Source organism: Flavobacterium undicola (assembly GCF_009909155.2).
In the GTDB taxonomy this organism is placed as follows: domain Bacteria; phylum Bacteroidota; class Bacteroidia; order Flavobacteriales; family Flavobacteriaceae; genus Flavobacterium; species Flavobacterium undicola.
In genome coordinates this window covers 55,227-75,267 of sequence record NZ_JAAAPM020000022.1, presented here as the reverse complement: position 1 = coordinate 75,267, position 20,041 = coordinate 55,227, and the positions used below count along the sequence as shown (strand labels likewise).

At 33.9% G+C, this 20,041-nt stretch carries 18 protein-coding genes and 2 tRNA genes; 17 read left to right on the top strand and 3 right to left on the bottom strand.

The genetic code is table 11. From position 1 onward, the window contains the following. Window positions 1-269 precede the first annotated feature (269 nt). The 3 genes from GTZ96_RS13165 to GTZ96_RS13155 form a co-directional block, all read right to left on the bottom strand. Window positions 270-524: a GIY-YIG nuclease family protein gene (locus GTZ96_RS13165; RefSeq protein ID WP_161644374.1), complete on the bottom strand. Its 255-nt coding sequence runs from the start codon at window positions 522-524 to the stop codon at window positions 270-272. Window positions 525-618: 94 nt separating this feature from the next. Beyond that, window positions 619-691 (bottom strand) — tRNA-Met (locus GTZ96_RS13160). 120 nt (window positions 692-811) lie between these two features. Continuing rightward, a tRNA-Met gene (locus GTZ96_RS13155) sits at window positions 812-884 on the bottom strand. Window positions 885-1,314: 430 nt separating this feature from the next. On the opposite strand from GTZ96_RS13155, the gene GTZ96_RS13150 reads away from it, so the two are divergent. The 17 genes from GTZ96_RS13150 to era all read left to right on the top strand — a co-directional run bounded on the left by GTZ96_RS13150 (window position 1,315) and on the right by era (window position 20,003). Then, window positions 1,315-1,875, top strand: coding sequence for a helix-turn-helix domain-containing protein (locus tag GTZ96_RS13150; protein ID WP_161644380.1), 561 nt, complete (start codon window positions 1,315-1,317; stop codon window positions 1,873-1,875). 15 nt (window positions 1,876-1,890) lie between these two features. Beyond that, window positions 1,891-5,439, top strand: coding sequence for a PAS domain S-box protein (locus GTZ96_RS13145; protein ID WP_161644373.1), 3,549 nt, complete (start codon window positions 1,891-1,893; stop codon window positions 5,437-5,439). After that, window positions 5,436-5,870 carry a response regulator gene (locus tag GTZ96_RS13140; RefSeq protein ID WP_161644372.1) on the top strand — a complete coding sequence of 145 codons (435 nt, stop codon included), beginning with the start codon at window positions 5,436-5,438 and terminating at the stop codon, window positions 5,868-5,870. Before GTZ96_RS13145 ends, GTZ96_RS13140 begins: the two co-directional genes overlap by 4 nt. A gap of 351 nt (window positions 5,871-6,221) precedes the next feature. Further along, the gene (locus GTZ96_RS13135; protein ID WP_161644371.1) at window positions 6,222-6,416 is read left to right on the top strand and encodes a hypothetical protein; all 195 of its coding nucleotides are present in this window, start codon (window positions 6,222-6,224) and stop codon (window positions 6,414-6,416) included. 288 nt (window positions 6,417-6,704) lie between these two features. Beyond that, window positions 6,705-7,739, top strand: a complete 1,035-nt coding sequence (locus GTZ96_RS13130) for a glycoside hydrolase family 130 protein (protein WP_161644370.1) — start codon at window positions 6,705-6,707, stop codon at window positions 7,737-7,739. 1 nt (window position 7,740) lies between these two features. Continuing rightward, on the top strand, window positions 7,741-10,146 hold the full coding sequence (locus tag GTZ96_RS13125) for a glycosyltransferase (RefSeq protein ID WP_235972989.1): 2,406 nt from the start codon (window positions 7,741-7,743) through the stop codon (window positions 10,144-10,146). 422 nt (window positions 10,147-10,568) lie between these two features. Next, the gene (locus GTZ96_RS13120; RefSeq protein ID WP_161644368.1) at window positions 10,569-10,952 is read left to right on the top strand and encodes a hypothetical protein; all 384 of its coding nucleotides are present in this window, start codon (window positions 10,569-10,571) and stop codon (window positions 10,950-10,952) included. A 48-nt stretch (window positions 10,953-11,000) separates the two neighbouring features. Then, window positions 11,001-11,759, top strand: coding sequence for an MlaE family ABC transporter permease (locus GTZ96_RS13115; protein WP_161644367.1), 759 nt, complete (start codon window positions 11,001-11,003; stop codon window positions 11,757-11,759). A 4-nt stretch (window positions 11,760-11,763) separates the two neighbouring features. Next, the gene (locus GTZ96_RS13110) at window positions 11,764-12,498 is read left to right on the top strand and encodes an ABC transporter ATP-binding protein (protein WP_161644366.1); all 735 of its coding nucleotides are present in this window, start codon (window positions 11,764-11,766) and stop codon (window positions 12,496-12,498) included. A 7-nt stretch (window positions 12,499-12,505) separates the two neighbouring features. Further along, window positions 12,506-13,243 carry an MlaD family protein gene (locus tag GTZ96_RS13105; RefSeq protein ID WP_235972988.1) on the top strand — a complete coding sequence of 246 codons (738 nt, stop codon included), beginning with the start codon at window positions 12,506-12,508 and terminating at the stop codon, window positions 13,241-13,243. A 320-nt stretch (window positions 13,244-13,563) separates the two neighbouring features. Beyond that, window positions 13,564-13,992, top strand: coding sequence for a low affinity iron permease family protein (locus GTZ96_RS13100; RefSeq protein WP_161644365.1), 429 nt, complete (start codon window positions 13,564-13,566; stop codon window positions 13,990-13,992). A 156-nt stretch (window positions 13,993-14,148) separates the two neighbouring features. Then, on the top strand, window positions 14,149-14,334 hold the full coding sequence (locus tag GTZ96_RS13095) for a CsbD family protein (protein WP_161644364.1): 186 nt from the start codon (window positions 14,149-14,151) through the stop codon (window positions 14,332-14,334). Window positions 14,335-14,519: 185 nt separating this feature from the next. Next, a complete protein-coding gene (locus GTZ96_RS13090; protein WP_161644363.1) occupies window positions 14,520-14,672 on the top strand; it encodes a lmo0937 family membrane protein in 153 nt (50 codons plus the stop codon). Between the two features lie 19 nt (window positions 14,673-14,691). After that, a complete protein-coding gene (locus tag GTZ96_RS13085; protein ID WP_161644362.1) occupies window positions 14,692-14,952 on the top strand; it encodes a YtxH domain-containing protein in 261 nt (86 codons plus the stop codon). Window positions 14,953-15,258: 306 nt separating this feature from the next. Continuing rightward, window positions 15,259-16,719: an ice-binding family protein gene (locus GTZ96_RS13080; protein WP_161644361.1), complete on the top strand. Its 1,461-nt coding sequence runs from the start codon at window positions 15,259-15,261 to the stop codon at window positions 16,717-16,719. A gap of 76 nt (window positions 16,720-16,795) precedes the next feature. After that, window positions 16,796-18,823 carry an OmpA family protein gene (locus GTZ96_RS13075; protein WP_161644360.1) on the top strand — a complete coding sequence of 676 codons (2,028 nt, stop codon included), beginning with the start codon at window positions 16,796-16,798 and terminating at the stop codon, window positions 18,821-18,823. 298 nt (window positions 18,824-19,121) lie between these two features. Then, entirely contained in the window at window positions 19,122-20,003 is an 882-nt protein-coding gene (gene era, locus GTZ96_RS13070) for a GTPase Era (RefSeq protein ID WP_161644359.1), read from the top strand. Window positions 20,004-20,041 lie beyond the last annotated feature (38 nt).

Sequence of the window (20,041 nt, the reverse complement as noted above, 5' to 3'; positions counted from 1 at the left end):
CTGATTAAATTTTTCAGAATATAGAATGTAGACTACGAATTCATCCATATAAATATATTTTTAAACAAAAAAACACCAGCTTTTCAGTGGTGTTTTCTTAGTAGCGGGAACAGGACTCGAACCTGTGACCGCCTCGGCGGATATGAGCCTTCTGAATTAAAAATTTTATTCCATAAAAAAAGCCTCATATTTCTATGAAGCTTTTCTAGTAGTCCGCCGCAGCGGAGACTCGAACCTGTGTCCGCCTCGGCGGATATGAGCCCGACGAGCTATAAGTTTTGAATAATATTTTTAATAAATTCTCGCCCTATTCCAGTTTTTAAATGTTTTTCTCTGTTCATGGCTTCGGTTTTGGAATCGAAAAATTCAACATGTATAACTATCCAAGGTCTGAATTTTAAGGTATAGCCTTTGTTACTTAGGTGATTGTGTGATTTGAACCGTTCTATTAAATTGGATGTAAAGCCAGTGTAATTCTTATTGAATTTTTCGGAATATAAAATGTAAACAACAAATTCTTCCATGAGTTTTTTATCTATAAATATAAATAAAAAAAGTAGTGTGAAACCTTTGTTTTAGGGCAAAAAAAAAGAGAACTTAAATAAGTTCTCTTTCTAGTAGCGGGAACAGGACTCGAACCTGTGACCTTCGGGTTATGAGCCCGACGAGCTGCCTACTGCTCTATCCCGCGATGTATTTTCAATTTTTTCTATTTAGAACTTGTGTCCGCCGTGGCGGATATGAGCTCTTTGATTTGCCTACTGCTCTATCCCGCGATGTGCGTTTTGTAATCTCAATAAGGCTACCTTAGTAGCGGGAACAGGACTCGAACCTGTGACCTTCGGGTTATGAGCCCGACGAGCTGCCTACTGCTCTATCCCGCGATGTTTCGGGTGCAAAGATACACATAAATTCGAGATATCCAATGCCTAATTTTAAAAAATGTTTTATTTCAGCTATTAGCCTGATACAGCCCTCTTTTCAGTGTTAGAATTAAAGAGTAAGGGGTCTAAAGTAGTTTCTGATGCCTAGTAAAGCTATTTGTTTTCTTTTAAAAATTTATGCTAACGCAAAAACAGCATTTTTAGGTTTTTAATTCGTAACTTAGAAGTAGTAATTTTTTGTTTCTGATTTTTAGCTATTTAGCTGTTAATTTTCAAGAAATTTACCCATTATTAAAGTACAGGATTAATTACTAATCTGTGAATTTTACAACTTTTTTCTAAAGTTTTGCAAGTCTTTATAAGCAAAACTGCTCGAATTTTACATAATCAGTTTAAAAAATAAAAGAACTTGAAATTATACATTAAATATATGGTCAGCAATCGCTGTAAAATGGCCGTGAAAGAAGAATTAAAAAAACTGGGGCTGCACTTTATCGTTGTTGATTTAGGTGAAGTAGAGATTATGGAAAATATTTCTATGGAGCAATGGCAGGAACTCAAAGCTAATCTGCTTCATTCAGGACTCGAATTGATGGATGATAAGAAAGCGATGCTTATTGAAAAAATCAAAAATATAATTATAGAAATGGTTCATCATTCGGATGAAATTATCAAAGTTAATTTTTCGGATTATTTAAGCGAAAAAATGAAGCACGACTATACCTATTTGTCCAATTTATTTTCAGAAGTACAGGGAACTACCATTGAGCATTTCATTATTTCCCATAAAACGGAGCGTATCAAAGAATTAATTATTTACGGAGAACACAATATCACTGAAATTGCTTGGAAAATGGGGTACAGCAGTGTGGCGCATTTATCCAGTCAGTTTAAGAAAGTAACAGGTCTTTCGCCTTCTCATTTTAAACAATTGAAAGATAAAAGACGCAGTCCAATTGAAGAAATTGGAAATGTAAAACATCTCAATTAATTTTTGCAAGATACAATGAAACTCATTTTTGAAAAAAATACAAGCCTTTTTTATATTCTCTCAGCGATTTTATTGAGTACGGTTTTGGCAATTTTCTATGCTAACAGTCAAAAAGAAATTGACTCTACTGGAAAAATGATTCATGCTCAGGAAATTATTAGTAAAAGTAATGAGGTGTTATTGAATGTCCTTAATACTGAAACTGGATTTAGAGGTTATTTACTGTCGGGAAATGCAGTTTTTTTAGCCCCTTATAATGAAGCAAAAACTAAAATCAGTACCAATTTAGAGGTTTTGTCAGGCTATACCAAAGACAATCCAGAAGAACAAAATAGAATCAGTCTATTAAAAAAAGCGGTAGCCGACAGATTAGTATTTACGAACAAATACATTGATGACCCAAAAACTATTTTATTGAATAATGCCAAAAAAACGGCAATTATTGAAGAAGGAAAAAATCTTACGGACAAAATCAGAAATGCAGTTAAGGCAATTAACGACGAAGAATTTAAATTGCTGAAGATTAGTAAAATTGAAAATGAAAAGAATAATCAATTTTCAGGATTACTCTTTTTATTACTACTCATTTTTTTGGTTGCCATTTTTATTTTTGTGGTTCTAATTATAAACAATCAAAAAGTAAAACACAGTGTATTAGAAACTCATACTGCCGATCAAAAAATGGCTTCTCAATATTCTTTGAGTCTTATTGAAGCCAGTCTAGATCCATTAGTTACCATTAGTATTACTGGTAAAATTATGGATATGAATCAGGCATTGGTAAATATTACAGGTATTGAACGTTCAGCATTAACGGGTTCTGATTTTTTTGATTATTTCACTGAACCGCAAATGGCACGTGAAGTATATGAGGAAGTATTCGATAAAGGTTCGGTTGCCGATTCACCACTCACACTTCGTCATAAAGACGGAAAATTGACCGATGTTTTATTCAATGGGTCGGTGTATAAAGATGATAATGGAATTGTACAAGGCGTTGTGATTGTTGCCAGAGATATCGCGGAACAAAAGTGGGCACTGGATTTACAAAATGCCAATAAAAAATTAGCTTTTCAAAACAGAGAAAAAGAGAAACGAGCCAATGAATTGATTCTTGCTAATGAAGAACTGGCGTATCAAAATGAAGAAAAAGAAAATCGTGCGGCTGAATTAATTATCGCTAACAAAGAACTTCTTTTTCAAAACAAAGAAAAGATAAAACGAGCTGATGAATTGATTCTTGCTAATGAAGAGCTGGCGTATCAAAATGAAGAAAAAGAAAATCGTGCGGCTGAATTAATTATCGCTAACAAAGAACTTCTTTTTCAAAACAAAGAAAAGATAAAACGAGCCGATGAATTGATTCTTGCTAATGAAGAGCTGGCGTATCAAAATGAAGAAAAAGAAAATCGTGCGGCTGAATTAATTATCGCTAACAAAGAACTTCTTTTTCAAAATAAAGAAAAGATAAAACGAGCCGATGAATTGGTTATTGCCGACATCGAACTGGACTTTCAAAACAAAGAAAAAGAAAAACGGGAAATTACAAATAAAAAGCTTGAAGCACTTAACTATTCGGCAAAATTGGCTTCTCAATATTCTTTGAGTTTAATTGAAGCCAGCCGTGATCCATTGGTTACTATAAGCCCCGAAGGCAAGATTACCGATATGAATGAAGCGACAGTAATTATTACCGGAATGACACGAGAAGAGCTTATAGGCTCCGACTTTTTTGATTATTTTACAGATCAACAAATGGCACGTGAAGTATATCAAGAGGTCTTCAAAAAAGGATCAGTTGCCGATGCGCCGCTTACCTTGCGAAATATAAATGGCAAATTGACTGATGTATTATTCAATGGATCCGTATATAAAGATGATAATGAAAACGTATTGGGAGTGGTAATTGTAGCCAGAGATGTTACCGACCAAAAAAGGTTTGCGACAGAATTGATAGAGGCAAGAATATTTGCTGAACTGGCTACTGAAATTGCCGAAGAAGAAAAACGAAATGCCCAAGCCGCTACATTAATTGCCGAAAATGCCGTAAAAGCAAAACAGCAATTTTTGTCTAATATGAGCCACGAAATCCGCACACCGATGAATGCTATTATCGGATTTACTAAAGTGGTATTGAAGACCGATTTGACAGACAAACAAAAGGAATATTTATCAGCCATAAAAATGAGTGGTGATGCCTTAATAGTGCTTATTAATGATATTCTTGATTTAGCAAAAGTAGATGCAGGAAAAATGACATTTGAGCAGGTTCCGTTTAAATTATCGGTCTCTATTTCGGCCATGCTGCATATTTTTGAAACAAAAATTCAGGAAAAAAACTTAGAATTAGTTACAGAATATGATGCCAATATTCCAAAGGTATTACTGGGAGATCCTGTTCGTTTGCATCAAATTATTTTAAATTTAGTGAGCAATGCAATTAAATTTACGTCTAAGGGGAGAATCACGGTGAGCGTTCTTTTGCTTAATGAAGACGAAGAAAGTGTCACGGTTAAATTTGCTATTGCCGATACAGGAATAGGAATAGAAGAAGCTAAAATTGATACTATTTTTGATGATTTTCAGCAAGCCACCAGCGGAACTTCCAGATTATATGGAGGAACAGGATTAGGACTGGCCATCGTTAAACAACTGGTGGAACCGCAAGGCGGAACTGTAAGTGTAAAGAGTAAAATTGGCGAAGGCTCTACTTTTAGTTTTGTATTGCGTTTTCTAAAAACAAATGTGGATGCGGAACAGGAAACTGAAATAATAGAACTGGACACAGAAGTCAAGAGTATCAAAGTATTGGTTGTTGAAGATATGCCCCTGAACCAATTATTGATGAAGACCCTTTTGGAGGATTTTGGTTTTGAACGCGATATTGCTGAGAATGGAAAAATTGCCATCGAAAAACTCCAGGAAGAATCGTATGATGTCATTTTAATGGATTTACAAATGCCTGTTATGAATGGGTTTGATGCCACAGAATACATTAGAAATACCTTGAAGTTAGATATTCCGATTATTGCTTTAACGGCTGATGTAACTACCGTTGATTTGGCAAAATGCAAAGCCGTAGGAATGGACGATTATATTGCAAAACCTGTTAATGAGCGCTTGTTGTATCACAAAATTGTTGACATTGTAAAAAATAAAGGGATTTCAAAAGCTACTAAAAATAGAACTAAAAAGGTAAAAATAAAATGTACCAATCTAGATTATTTAAACATTCGTACAAAATCCAATCCGAAATTAATGATGGAAATGATTTCCATCTATATGCAGCAAACACCGCCATTAGTAGATGCGATGAAGCAAAGTATTCTGGATAAAGATTGGGAATTATTGGGTGCTTCAGTACATAAAATGATTCCGTCTTTTGCCATAATGGGTATGAATCCGGATTTAGAAATAGTATCCAGAAAAATACAGGAAGCTGCAAATACCAATCAATTTACGGACGAAACAGCCAAAATGGCTATCCAATTAGAGACTGTCTGTATGCAAGCTTGCGAAGAATTAGCAATAGAATTTAACCTTATTAAAAACGCTGCATTGTGAAAAATGAAAATAAAATAAAACTGTTCTTGGTAGATGATGATGCCTTGTTTTTGAAATCATTGGAAATTGAATTTATGGAACAAGCTGATTTCTACATTGAAACCTATTCAACCGGAGAACTTTGTGTAGCGAATTTGTCAAATAAGCCTGATGTTATTATTTTGGATTATCAATTGGACGGTATCGATAAAACGGCGATGAACGGCATAGCAACATTGGATAAAATAAAAGCTTTTAATCCAGATATTCCGGTAGTAATGTTGTCCTCACAGGATAAAATTGAAGTCGCTGTAAAATGTATGCACCACAAAGCTTTTGACTATGTGGTTAAAAGTGAAACTGCTTTTATGCGTTTGCAAAAAATCATCCCTACCATTTTCAAATATAAAAAAATGGAAAAAGAACTGAGTTGGTATATGGATAGAATGTAATTGCTTAAGGGGTTTATAATTACTCCTGATTTTTTATAATACTAAGAGCCTGTTTAAAATTCATCAAAATTAACTTCCCCAATCCCTAAAGGGTGTAATTTTGATGAATTTTCATGAAATTTTCCGCCCTTTAGGGACGGGGAAAAGAAAATTTCTTTTTTTAAAATAAATTTAAACAGGCTCTAAGATTATATTTTAAATTGTGTAAGAAATTCTGTTTGTTATTCTTGAAATGCGTGAATAATAGAAGTCTTATATAGAATTGTGTAATAGATTTCAGGAGAAATTAAGCCAACTTTGTACTTTAAAAAGATTAGATTTTATATATAACAACTCTTTAAATTAAACATCATGAATCTAAAAAGAATCTTTGGAGCATTGCTCACAGCCCTTGGAATAGGTGGTCTTATCTATACTGCTATGGTTTTTACCGATACAGCAGGTAGTGAAAGAGATGTAAAACAGCTTATTATTTACGGGGTACTTGGTATCGTATTTTTCGTTTCAGGTATTAGCCTTGTTCGTACAACAAAAGACGAATCATAGGCAATATAATCCTGAGTTGAAAATACTAATAATTGAATTTCACAATTGATATTTATGATTTAGTATAATTGTGGAAGGAGAATTTAGAGGAATAAATTTTAGTTTGGAGGCTGTCTTTTTTGAGACAGTCTCTTTCTTTTTTGGAATTTAAATTTTAGGTTTTAAAAAACACTAAAAGGGTAAAAGTGTGAATATTATAACTTTTTATAAAAGTAATATAACTTCTTTGGTGTTATAAAACCGATATTTATAGTTGATTGGTATTGAGTTGATTACTGAAATTGAAATATGATAAAAGTAAAAAAAGACGGGATTATACTCATGAAAACAACACTTCTTTTTGAAAATAAAGGGGTGTTAAATCCTGCTGTCATCAGAGAAGGAGCTTTTGTTCATCTATTTTATAGAGCGGTAAGTCAAGGGAATTTTTCCAGCATAGGCTATTGCAAATTAATGGGACCTTTAGAAGTAGAAGAACGGATGAAATCGCCATTGCTTATTCCTGAATTTGATTATGAAAGTCACGGAATGGAAGATCCAAGAATAGTGAAAATAGAGGACTTGTATTATCTCACTTATACGGCTTATGATGGTCTAAATGCATTGGGAGCATTGGCAACTTCTAAAGATTTAATTCATTTTGAAAAAAGAGGAATTATTATTCCTCAAATTACGTATGAAGAATTTGATGACTTGGCAGAAACAAAAGGCGAATTAGAAGAGAAATATTATCGCTACAATCAGCACAGTCATATTTTTGAAAAAGAAGGATTGAAAATGCTATTAAGGGACAAAAATCTTATTTTTTTTCCAAGAAAAATCAACGGTAAGTTTTGTTTTCTTCATCGCATCAAACCCGAAATACAAATTGTGATTGGAATTGAATCATTAGAGGATTTATCCGAAGAGTTTTGGAAAAATTATTTCATTCATTTCAAGGATCATATCCTGTTTTCTCCAAATCATGACCATGAAATAAGTTATATCGGTGGAGGCTGTCCACCTATAGAAACAGAACAGGGCTGGCTTATCATTTATCACGGCGTTCACGTATCGATAAACGGCTATGTTTATTCGGCTTGTGCAGCTTTATTGGATTTAGAAAATCCAAAAATAGAAATTGCGCGATTGCCTTATCCATTATTTAAACCAGAGGAAATTTGGGAATTAAAAGGTGAAGTAGATAATGTGTGTTTTCCAACGGGAGCAGTAGTTTTTGACGATACATTATATATTTATTATGGTGCAGCCGATGAAAGAATTGCTTGTGCATCAATGAGTTTGTCCGAATTGCTGAAAGAATTAATGCTAAATAAAAAATAAAATGAGGAATAAAGTAGAAATCAAGCGCAGTCATTTATTTTCGACCAAAAGACATCTTAAAATGAGTTCTGATACTAAATTAAATTTAAAAAGAACTGAAATCAACTTGCCTGAAATTTTATTTATGACCACTTTTCCACCCCGGGAATGTGGTATTGCAACCTATTCCCAAGACTTAATTTTGGCATTAAACAACAAATTTAAAAAATCGTTTGCTATAAAAATTGCTGCTTTGGAATTGAAAAATGAAAAGCACAATTATAAAGAAGATATATATGCCGTTTTAGAAACAGACAATCCTGATTCCTATGTAGAATTAGCTGAAAATATCAATAAAAATCCAGCGATTGAAATTGTTTTAATTCAACACGAATTTGGTTTGTTCAGAGGAAATGAAGCCGATTTTATGTTGTTTTTAAAAGCGATTCATAAACCAAAAATTGTGGTTTATCATACTGTCTTACCCCGTCCTGACGAAAAGTTCAAAACGCAAGTTCAGGAAATCAATACTACTGTGGATGCCTTTATTGTAATGACTAATAATTCGGCAAGAATATTAGAAAATGATTATCAGGTTTTGCAGGATAAAATTACGGTTATTCCACACGGAACGCATTTAGTAGAACATTTGAACAAACAAACGCTGAAAGAAAAATACAATTTATCAGGACGAAAAATAATTTCGACTTTTGGATTGTTGAGTTCCGGAAAATGTATTGAAACCACTATAAACGCCTTGCAAACCATTGTCAAAGAACAGCCAAATGTATTGTTTCTTATCATTGGAAAGACACATCCAACGGTTTTTAAAAACGAAGGAGAAAAATACAGAAATTCTCTTAAAACAAGTATTGAAGAGTTAAAATTAGAAAACAATGTACAATTCGTTGATGCCTATTTGCCTTTGGATTCACTTCTGGAATATTTACAGTTAACAGATGTTTATCTTTTTACCTCTAAAGATAGAAATCAGGCTGTAAGTGGCACTTTCTCTTATGCTATAAGCTGCGGTTGTCCAATTATTTCGACTCCAATTCCACACGCTGTTGAAGTATTGAAAAACGGAACAGGGATTATAGTGGATTTTGAAAATCCAGAACAATTAGCAGAACAAGTTATTCTTTTGTTGAATGATGTGCAATTACGCAAGAACATTTCGGCAAATGGCATTCATAAATTAGCGCCAACGGCTTGGGAAAATTCGGCCATTGCACACGCTTTGTTATTCGAAAAAATGGGAGATCAGAGAATCGTTTTGAATTATAAAATTCCCGAAATCAATCTGAATCATTTCAAGAATTTAACAACTTCGTTTGGAATGATTCAGTTTTCAAAAATCAATCAGCCTGATTTGGATTCGGGTTATACTTTGGATGATAATGCACGCGCTTTGGTAGCCATGTGCCAACATTTTGAGTTGACAAATGACGAAGCGGATTTAGAATATATCAAACTGCATTTCAATTTTATAAAATTCTGTTTTCAATCGGATGGTTATTTTTTGAATTATGTAGATGAAAATAAAAAGTTCACCAAACAAAACAGTGAAAACCTTGCCGATGCTAACGGAAGAGCGATTTGGGCTTTGGGATATTTAATTTCTATAGGTGATTTATTGCCGCCAGATTTGAATGAAAAAGCACTTTCAATGATGCAAATGGCATTGACAAATGTGAATAAAATTCATTCTACCCGGGCAATGGCTTTTATTATAAAAGGAATCTATTACAGTAATTTGAGAAATAATTCTATTGAAAATGTTTCTCTGATTGAGCATCTTGCAAATAAGTTAGTTCAAATGTACAAGCATGAAACAAAAGAGGATTGGCAATGGTTTGAGAGCTATCTTACTTATGCTAATAGTATTTTATCAGAAGCGATGTTGTGTGCTTATTTAGCAACGGGACAGAATATTTACAAAGAAATTGCTAAAAAATCTTTTGATTTCTTATTGTCTAAAATATACAGAAATAATAGCATAAAAGTAATTTCAAACAAAGGTTGGTTAACCAATGGAGAAGTATTAAATCCTAAAAAAATAGGTGGCGAACAGCCCATAGATGTTGCTTATACTGTTCTTGCTTTGAGCAAATTTCATGATGTTTTCAAGGAAGAAGAGTATTTGCAAAAAATGGAAATTGGTTTTAGCTGGTTTTTAGGAAACAATCATTTAAACCAAATTATCTACAATCCTTGTACGGGAGGATGTTATGACGGTTTAGAAGAAGATTATATCAATTTGAATCAAGGCGCCGAATCAACGGTGAGTTATTTAATGGCAAGACTTACAATGGAAAAACAGTTCAAAATGAAAGATAGAAAACCCGCTGTTTACCAAGAAAAGAAATTGAAATCGGTTTATACGGTAAAGTCTCCAATTGAAAAATCATTACCTATTGGGTTGTGAAAAACAGGTATTACATCACTTTTATCTAAAGTTACATAATGCTTTCAAGTGTTAATGGCTTGGTTTTGTGTAGATAATGTTTTTAGGTTAATCCGCTGTCAGTTCGAGGTATAATTTTTATTCTAAAAAAAAAGTAATATAAAATGACCTTTATTCGGGACGAGTTATTTTCTTTTAGACTCGAGCCGAAGGCGAACAGAGCGAAGCTAATTCGAAAACTAATTTGACCGACGAGGAAGTGTAAGACTTGAAATCGAAGATTCATGAATACCGAAAAACAATAAGAACGCATGAATATTTTTTTGTTTCTTTTTTAATCAAGCAAAAAAGAAAATTAATAAATCTAATTTTTTACATTTAATAAAAACGTGATTGGTAGCGAAGTCGAGAACATTATCAATTTAATTATAAAAAATAATATTATGAAAACAGCAAGAAAATTAGGAATTGGGATGGATCATTCCAATGCCTGTTTAATTGAATTTAGTCCTGATTCATTCGAAATGAAAAACATCGAATCAAAATTTACCTCTCAGGAAAAAAAGCAAGCTTTATCGAAAAGTGAAAGCCTGATGCACCATAAGGAGAATCAACAACTATCCATCTATTATAAGAAACTGGCTGAGGTAATTAAGGGGTATAATGAAGTGGTTCTTTTTGGACCAACTGATGCTAAAGTTGAATTGTTTAATGTTTTGAACCAAGAAGAGGAATTCGGGAAGATCAAAATTGAAATTAAAAACACTGATAAAATGACCGAGAATCAAAAAATATCTTTTGTGAAAGAATATTTTTCAAAAGCATAGGTTTAAAATTCCAAAAATAATTTCAGAAAAACCTAAAATCACACTATTTTGACTGTCTATCTAAAAAATATTTTTATTGAATCGGGTAATATGACCCAATTTACCTTGAGGTTTTTTAGGGAACTTTTCAAACCTTCTTTTCAATGGAGGGAATTTAGCAGACAATGTTTCGCTGTTGGATGCAAAACGCTGGCATTAATAACCATCACAGGATTTATAATGGGATTGGTGATGACTATTCAATCACGACCAACATTGTTGAAATTTGGAGCTGAATCCTGGTTGCCCAGTATGGTTTCCTTGTCTTTAATCAGAGAAATTGCCCCGGTAATTACGGCGCTGATTTGTGCAGGAAAAATAGCTTCAGGTATTGGTGCCGAATTGGGTTCGATGAAAGTAACCGAGCAAATTGATGCTATGGAAGTTTCGGCAATTAATCCCTATAAATATTTAGTGGTTACCCGAATTTTAGCCACCACATTTATGGTGCCTATTTTGGTAATTTATGCTGATTTTATTGGGATTTATGGTGGATATATTGGCTACAACATACACGGAAGTATGACTTTGTTTCGTTATTTCTCAGAAGTATTGGAGCATCTTGAATTTTTAGATTTAGTACCCGCTTTTATCAAGACTTTCTTCTTTGGTTTTTTTATTGGATTAATAGGTTCTTATAAGGGGTTTAATGCCTCAAGCGGGACAGCAAGTGTAGGAATTGCTGCCAATGAAGCGGTGGTTGCAGCTTCACTTTCGGTCTTTATTATTGATATGTTGGCCGCACAATTAACCGATTTATTTTTCTGAAATTATGGAAGCACAGCCTATCATAGCCATCAAGAATTTATATAAATCTTTTGGCGAAAATAAAATTTTAAAAGGAATTAGTCTTACGGTAAACAAGGGAGAAGATTTGGTTATTCTGGGACGTTCAGGTTCTGGGAAATCAGTAACCATTAAATGTTTGGTGGGATTATTAGGATCTGATAAAGGAAAAATTGAAATTTTTGGTACAGAAATCACAAAATTAAAGGATGATGAACTCAATAAGATTAGGGCTAGAATTGGTTTTATGTTCCAAAATGGAGCTTTGTATGATTCTATGTCGGTAAGGCAAAATTTAACTTTTACATTAAAACACCATATTCGGAATTTAACTGAAGAAGCCATCAAAACTGAAATTATGGAAGCATTAGAAAGTGTTGGTTTAGAAGAAGCTATTGACAAAATGCCTTCGGAATTATCAGGCGGAATGAAAAAAAGAATTGCATTGGCCAGAGCCATTATTATTAAACCTGAGATTATTTTGTATGACGAACCCACTTCGGGTCTGGATACCATTACCTCAAGAGAAATTAGCGAATTGATATTATCGGTTCAAAAAAAATACAAAACAAGCTCCATAATTATTACTCATGATATGGCTTGTGCAAAAATGACTGGAAACAGAATTTTGATTCTGAAAGATGGACTAATTAATGCCGAAGGAACTTATGACAGCTTGGAAAAAAGCAAAGACGAATGGGTGCGTTCCTTTTTTATTTAATCAAAAAATGACAGGAATCATGAATAAAAGTGCTGGATCAAATTGGAAATTAGGAATGTTTGTAATCATTGGATTAATATTATTTGTTTTCACAATTTATTTTGTTGGAAAACAGCAGAATATGTTTGGTGCTACTTTTCAATTAAGATCAAAATTTAAAACAGTAAGTGGCTTAAAAATAGGAAACAATGTGCGTTTTTCGGGAATAAATGTAGGTACTGTCAGCGAAATCGAATTGGTAACAGATACTAGTGTAGTCGTGGTTTTAATAATAGAAAAAGAAGTACAAAAGTTTATTAAAACAGACGCTATAGCAAGTATAGGTTCTGATGGATTAATGGGAGATAAAGTGTTGACTATTTCACCGGGAACTTCATCTAATACAATCATCAAAGACAATGCTTATATTGTTTCAAAAGGGCCGTTAGAAATAGATGACTTGATGAAAAGTGTGAAAAAGAGCGTTGATAATGTTGAGATTATTACGGCTCAGTTGGCTGAATTTACCTATAAGCTGAATAATGGAAATGGTACATTGTCAAAATTGATGAATGATAAAAGTTTTGCAGTAAAACTGGATGCAACTATGTCTAATCTGCAATCCGGATCAAAAGGATTGAGTGAAAATATGGAAGCAGCAAAACATAATTTTTTACTAAAAGGCTATTTCAATAAAAAAGAAAAAGCCGCGGCAAAAAAGAAAGAAGAAGAGAAGAAAGAAGAAGAATTAAAGAAAGAAAAATAAGCTAACATGAATGCAAAAAAGAAACTAGGATAGTAGTTGGTGTAGTAGAAATACTAATTATTGGAGCTATTGTTATAAGTAAAAAAGAATAGTGCTTAATGTGTGAATACTGTAACTTAATCCGAAAGTTATATAGTACTTTCTCTTTTATAACTGTTCACCTTTGTAAGGTTAAGAAAAACACATTCTAGAAATCTCAGTTACAATTTCGGATATAGAAAATCGAAAAATCAACTGTGAATCAGTATAAGATTATTGTTATTCATGGGATGTTATATGAGAGGACTATTAAAAAATCATCACATAAAAACAAAATAAAATTGAAAAAAATAAAAAACATATACAGTTTCACCGAAAAAATTTTTGAAAGACTGGTTTCTTTAGCAACTTCCATTCTTGGGGATTCTATCACCTTTATTTTGGCTTTTTGTCTGGTGCTATTTTGGTGGATAAACCTTTTGTTTACTAGCCGGGATGTGCATCAAATTATTGGAGATATTATATTGGGACTTACTTTTTTGAGTTTGTTTATTATTCAAAAATCATTCAACAAGTTCTCGGGTTCCCTGCATTTGAAAGTAAACGAACTCGTTTCATCACATGAACCTGCAAATAATTCGGTAATTAATGCCGAAGGAAAGACAGAACGGGAAATAACGGAACTTTCTAAAGAATATTCAGAACTGGCGGAGCAAGTTAAAGAGGAGGGAGAAGAGGATGATAAAAATAAGACAACTTATACAAACTAACCTTTTATTTCATTTGCTTATACTAATATTAAGATTAAAATTTTCTAAAATCAGTGAAATATGTAAGTTCTTTCTAAAGTTATATAACACTTTTTCGAAGGAATGACCCCAACTTTGTAATGTCGTGAAACCATTTTGCGATTAAACTAAAAAGAGATGAACATCATAGAAATAAAAGGAAACTGGGATGAACAAAAAGAGAAGCTAAAACAAAAATTTGCTGCTTTAACGGATAATGATTTGTTATTTCTAGAAGGCAAAAAAGAGGAAATGATAGCAAGACTCCAAGTTAAACTGGGAAAAACAAAAGAAGAAGTATATAAAATTATCCAAGCATTATAAAAAAACATTGATGCTTTAGAACAAAAAAACAAAGATCTTAAAGTCAAAATGGAAACATATAAAAACGATGCAAACGCTGACTGTCAATCGTTTAAACGTGAATTTAATCATGATACAGATGAAGTAGGGCAGGCATTGAAAGATCTAAGAGTTGATAATAAACAATAATTAAAAAAATAGAAATCATGAGTAATCTACTTTATACCATTGCTGTTATTTTAGTCCTTTTTTGGGCTATCGGATTTTTTGCCTATAGCGCAGGATCAATCATTCACATCCTTCTTGTTATAGCAATTGTGGCTGTTTTGTTTCGAATTATTCAAGGAAGAAAATTATAAATAATTAAAAAAATATATTATGAATTCAAGTAAAGTATTATTAGGAGTTTTGGGTGGTATTGCCGCTGGTGCATTAGTTGGAGTCTTGTTTGCTCCTGATAAAGGAATAAAAACAAGAAAAAAAATTATGGACAAAGCTAATGATAGCAAAGATGCTTTGAAAGATAAATTTGATTCGTTGTTAGAATCGGTGAGTCAAAAATATGATAACATCTGGCAGGCAAAAGAAGAATTAATTACAGTAGGAGAAGCAAAGTCTAATTCCATGAAAAAAGAATGAAAAAACGTAGAAGGCTAAACTGTTTTTTATGTTTATATGGCATTGTCATAAAAAGGATAACTTTTAAAAATCGAGATTTTCATCTCGATTTTTTTTTTTGCTGTTTTTTAAAGTCTCTTATTCTTCAAAATTATCTCTAATGTTGTAATAAGTCACTGGTATAGCGGTGTTTATGGATTTGTATTATTTAAAAATGCGTGAATAATACAAGTCTTAGGTTTAATAGTATAATACTTTCCAGTCATAACAGACTAATCTTTGTATTGTGAAATGTTTAACATTTTAAAATTAATAAACCCCCAGAAAATGAAAACTAAAAAATTACTATTGACTATCGCAATACTATTTATTGCTTTAATTTCAGGCTGTGCAAATGATGATTTCGAAGAAGTCGTTGGTGTATGTCCAGTTGTATCAACAACGAACCCGCTCAACGCCGCTACTGGCATACCTTTGAGCCAAATAATCACAGCGACCTTCAACGAAGCGATGAATCCAGCAACTATTGACCAATCCTCATTTACTTTGACAGTTGCAGGAGTGCCGGTTTCTGGAGTAGTTACACTTTCTGGTGCAATTGCGACATTTACCCCAAACAGTCTTCTTGCCCCAAGCACAGTTTATGTAGCTAGAATTAAAACATCTGCCAAGGATTTAGCTGGTAATGCATTGCAGGCTGATTACGTTTGGACATTTACTACAGGTATTGTCCCTTTTGTAGTTTCTACTGATCCTGCGAACAATGCTACTGGAGTTGCGCTAAATAAAATTATTTCGGCGACCTTTAATATGCCAATGAATCCATTGACATTAGACGGTACAACATTTACCGTTAAAGAAGGTGCAAATGCGGTTTTAGGTGCTATTACCTATTCCGGATCAACGGTTTCTTTTGCGCCTTCTTTGCCATTATTAGCAAACAAAGTATATACGGTTACTATTACTAATGGTGCTAAAAATGTTGCCGGTACTGCGATGGCAAGTAATTATGTTTGGAGTTTTACAACGGTAATTCCTGTAATTGTTACGCCTCCTCCTATAAGTACAAGCGGTTTGTTCTTTGGTGTTTTCGGAGGAAATGCCGGAATAACCAATCAAGGATTATTTACCGTGGTCAATGGAAATATAGGAACAACTGCTGCTTCAACTTTGATGACAGGTTTCCAAGAAGTGTTGACAGGTGATGTATATACTATAACACCTCTTAATAAAGGACTTGTTACGGGTGAAATATTCGCAGCTGCACCAGCACCAGGAAATGCTACCAAAGCAGCAACTGCTTTAGCAGGATTAAATGCTGCCAGAGCTGCTTATTTAAGTATTTCTCCAGCGTCGATGCCGGGTGGTATTGATCCAGGAGCAGGAGAACTTGGAGGATTAACTTTGCCTCCGGGTGTTTACAAATCGAACAGTGGAACTTTTGATATCACTAACGGTGACCTTACATTGGATGCCAAAGGAGATCCCAATGCCGTATTCGTTTTCCAAACGGCTTCTGCTTTAACTGTAGGTGATTCAGCTCCAAGCAGTGTTAAATTGATTGGTGGCGCCTTGGCTAAAAATGTTTACTGGTATGTGGGTAGTTCAGCAGTTATTAACTACGCCGGAGGTGGAGTGATGACCGGAAATATTATCGCTAATTCTGGAGTGACTTTGTCTTCTCCTGCCAACAGTACAAATGCCAGTGTGACTACATTAAACGGTAGAGCGATTTCGCTGGTATCTTCAGTTACCATGGTCAATACCGTAATTAATGTTCCTAACTAAGAACCTGATTTAAAACATAAAAAAACACATCCCGTCTTAGGGCGGGATTTATTTTAACAAAATAAAAAAATAAAAAATGAAAGCAAAAGCTAATTTTAAAGAGGGATTGTATAGTACATTGCCCCCAAATAAACTGACACTTAAAAGCATTTTGATAGTTGCTTTGGTTTGGTTCAGTATCCAAGCGCCAGTACAAGCACAGGAATTACAATACACAAAAACCACTTGGTGGTTTGGTGTGGCAGCGGGTGCCAATTTTAATTTCTATGAAGGTTCTACTTATAAATTGAATTCCGATTTTACACCTCCGGCTACTTTTCATGATGGTAAAGGTGTAGGATTGTTTGTGGCACCTCTTTTGGAATATCACCGTCCTGATACTAGATTGGGGTTTATGTTGCAAGCCGGATACGACAATCGTAAAGCCAAGTTTGACCAAGTGGTAACTCCTTGTGACTGTCCTGCCGATTTGAAAACGAATATTAGTTATATTACAGTAGAACCAAGTTTGCGTTTTGCTCCTTTTAAATCTAATTTCTATTTATTTGGAGGGCCTCGTTTTGCTTTCAATTTGGATAAATCATTCAATTACCAACTTGGTATCAATCCTGCTTATCCTAATCAGGAGGCAACTCCTGAAGTGAAAGGCGATTTAAGCGATGTCAAAAAAACAATCATTTCGATGCAAATCGGATTGGGGTATGATATTCCGCTTTCATCACAAAACAGCAAAACACAATTCGTGCTTTCTCCTTTTGCTTCTTTTCATCCATACTTTGGACAGAAACCGCGTTCTATAGAAACATTGAACATCACAACCATAAGAGCCGGTGTAGCACTTAAATTTGGTCAAGGACGTCTAATCCCAGTCCCAGTACCGGAGGAAAAAACAACGGTAATGGCAGACCCGGAAGTTCAGTTTTCTGTTAATGCGCCTGCTAATGTTGCTACTCAACGTCGTGTTAGAGAAGTTTTTCCACTACGTAATTATGTGTTCTTTAATGCTGGTTCATCTGAAATACCAAGTCGTTACAAACTGCTTAAAAAAGAGGAAGTAAAAGACTTTAGAGAAGATCAACTGGAAATGGTAACACCGGTAAACCAATCAGGTCGTTCTGAACGACAAATGAATGTGTATTACAATGTCATCAATATTTTGGGAGACCGTATGATAAAAAATCCATCAACAACAATTACGTTGGTTGGATCGTCAGAACAAGGTGCGAAAGAAGGCAAGGAAATGGCGGAATCAGTAAAATTCTATTTGGTAAATACATTTGGAATTAATGCTTCAAGAATTAGTACCAAAGGGCAGTTGAAACCAAATATTCCTTCATTGCAACCAAGAGGTACATTGGAATTAGATTTACTTCGCGAAGGCGATAGAAGGGTTTCAATCGAAAGTAGTTCTCCAGTATTATTGGTAGAATTTCAAAGCGGGCCTGATGCTAAATCATCAGATGTTGCGCCTTTGCTAGAAGCACCAATCGAAAGTGATGTAGTTTTTGATGTAAAAGGAGCTAACGAAGCTTTCTCTGTATGGTCTATACAAACTACGGATGAAAGTGGAAAAGTACAATCTTTTGGTCCTTACACACAAGAAAGTGTGAGCTTGTCCCGTAAATCTATTTTGGGTGATAAAACCGAAGGAGATTATAAAATAATCATGACAGGACAAACTAAAAGCGGTAAGTCTGTTACTAAAGAAACTTCGGTACATATTGCACGTTGGGCACCAACTACAATAGAAAATGGAGTTAGATATAGTATTATTTTTGAATTCAATGAATCAAAAGCAATTACTATTTATAGAAAATATCTAACAGATGTTGTAGTGCCTAAAATTCCAATGAATGGAACTGTTATCATCCACGGTCATGCTGATGTTATTGGAAATGATGAATACAATTTAAAATTGTCTCAAGCACGTGCAACTGAAGTGAAAACTATTATTGAAGAGGCTTTGACAGCATCAAATAGAAATGATGTTAAATTTGAAGTAACTGGTTACGGTGAGGAATCAAGCCGCTCTCCATTTAATAACAAATTTCCAGAGGAACGTTCTTACAACCGTACTGTGATCATTGACGTTTTTCAAAAATAGTAAATAAGGATTTTTTCAGGGTTGTTATAATTGTTAAAGGACAGGTTTTCAAAAACCTGTCCTTTTTTTAGGTGTAAAAACCTCTGAGTCAGTTTATAGGTTTTCGGCTGTTGTAAAAAAGTCAGTAATTCTTATGGAAGGTATTGGATTCCATCGTACCTTTGTGCCCGAAACATCAAGAAATAAAGGAGTTGACCTCAGTACCGTATTGAGGTTTTTTTATGGATTCGAAAATTAAAATGAATTCAAATCATCTAGTAAAAAATCGACACTTCACTTGATTCAAATTACACACATTATGACACATAAAGCAGGTTTTGTAAATATCATTGGAAATCCAAACGTTGGGAAATCAACATTGATGAACGCTTTCGTTGGCGAAAGATTATCAATCATTACGTCAAAAGCACAAACAACACGTCACCGTATTCTTGGAATCGTAAATGGCGAAGATTTTCAATTGATTTTATCGGATACTCCAGGAATCATCAAACCGGCTTATGAAATGCAGGAGTCGATGATGAACTTTGTGAAATCGGCTTTTGAAGATGCTGATATCTTGGTTTATATGGTTGAAATTGGAGAACAAGAACTAAAAGACGAAGCTTTTTTTAATAAAATTATCCATTCTAAAATTCCAGTTTTGTTGTTGTTGAACAAAATTGACAATTCAAATCAGGAGCAATTAGAAGCACAAGTGGCTTTTTGGGCTGAGAAAGTTCCGAATGCAGAAATTTTTCCAATTTCGGCTTTGCAGAATTTTAACGTTCCAGAAGTTTTCCAAAGAATTATTTCATTGTTACCAGAATCACCTGCATATTATCCAAAAGATCAATTAACAGACAAACCGGAACGTTTTTTTGTAAACGAAACCATTCGTGAGAAAATCTTGTTGAATTATAGCAAAGAGATTCCGTATGCGGTTGAAATTGTTACAGAAGAGTTTTTTGAAGATGAAAATATTATCCGTATTCGTTCGATTATTATGGTCGAAAGAGATACACAAAAAGGAATTATCATTGGTCACAAAGGAGCGGCGCTGAAAAAAGTAGGTACTGAGGCTCGTGCCGATTTAGAAAAATTCTTTGGAAAACAAATTCACATCGAATTAGTTGTGAAAGTGAATAAAAATTGGAGAAGCAACGCGAATATGTTGAAGCGTTTTGGGTATAACCAGTAAGCAGTGTTCAGTTTTTAGTGATCAGTTTGAGTCGTTTT

What these genes read in the sequence shown, in the direction of transcription:
- GTZ96_RS13165 (WP_161644374.1), bottom strand. Translation starts at nt 524, where the DNA reads ATGGAAGAATTTGTTGTTTACATTTTATATTCCGAAAAATTCAATAAG.
- GTZ96_RS13150 (WP_161644380.1), top strand. Translation starts at nt 1,315, where the DNA reads ATGGTCAGCAATCGCTGTAAAATGGCCGTGAAAGAAGAATTAAAAAAA.
- GTZ96_RS13145 (WP_161644373.1), top strand. Translation starts at nt 1,891, where the DNA reads ATGAAACTCATTTTTGAAAAAAATACAAGCCTTTTTTATATTCTCTCA.
- GTZ96_RS13135 (WP_161644371.1), top strand. Translation starts at nt 6,222, where the DNA reads ATGAATCTAAAAAGAATCTTTGGAGCATTGCTCACAGCCCTTGGAATA.
- GTZ96_RS13130 (WP_161644370.1), top strand. Translation starts at nt 6,705, where the DNA reads ATGATAAAAGTAAAAAAAGACGGGATTATACTCATGAAAACAACACTT.
- GTZ96_RS13125 (WP_235972989.1), top strand. Translation starts at nt 7,741, where the DNA reads ATGAGGAATAAAGTAGAAATCAAGCGCAGTCATTTATTTTCGACCAAA.
- GTZ96_RS13120 (WP_161644368.1), top strand. Translation starts at nt 10,569, where the DNA reads ATGAAAACAGCAAGAAAATTAGGAATTGGGATGGATCATTCCAATGCC.
- GTZ96_RS13110 (WP_161644366.1), top strand. Translation starts at nt 11,764, where the DNA reads ATGGAAGCACAGCCTATCATAGCCATCAAGAATTTATATAAATCTTTT.
- GTZ96_RS13105 (WP_235972988.1), top strand. Translation starts at nt 12,506, where the DNA reads ATGACAGGAATCATGAATAAAAGTGCTGGATCAAATTGGAAATTAGGA.
- GTZ96_RS13095 (WP_161644364.1), top strand. Translation starts at nt 14,149, where the DNA reads ATGAACATCATAGAAATAAAAGGAAACTGGGATGAACAAAAAGAGAAG.
- GTZ96_RS13090 (WP_161644363.1), top strand. Translation starts at nt 14,520, where the DNA reads ATGAGTAATCTACTTTATACCATTGCTGTTATTTTAGTCCTTTTTTGG.
- GTZ96_RS13085 (WP_161644362.1), top strand. Translation starts at nt 14,692, where the DNA reads ATGAATTCAAGTAAAGTATTATTAGGAGTTTTGGGTGGTATTGCCGCT.
- GTZ96_RS13080 (WP_161644361.1), top strand. Translation starts at nt 15,259, where the DNA reads ATGAAAACTAAAAAATTACTATTGACTATCGCAATACTATTTATTGCT.
- GTZ96_RS13075 (WP_161644360.1), top strand. Translation starts at nt 16,796, where the DNA reads ATGAAAGCAAAAGCTAATTTTAAAGAGGGATTGTATAGTACATTGCCC.
- era (WP_161644359.1), top strand. Translation starts at nt 19,122, where the DNA reads ATGACACATAAAGCAGGTTTTGTAAATATCATTGGAAATCCAAACGTT.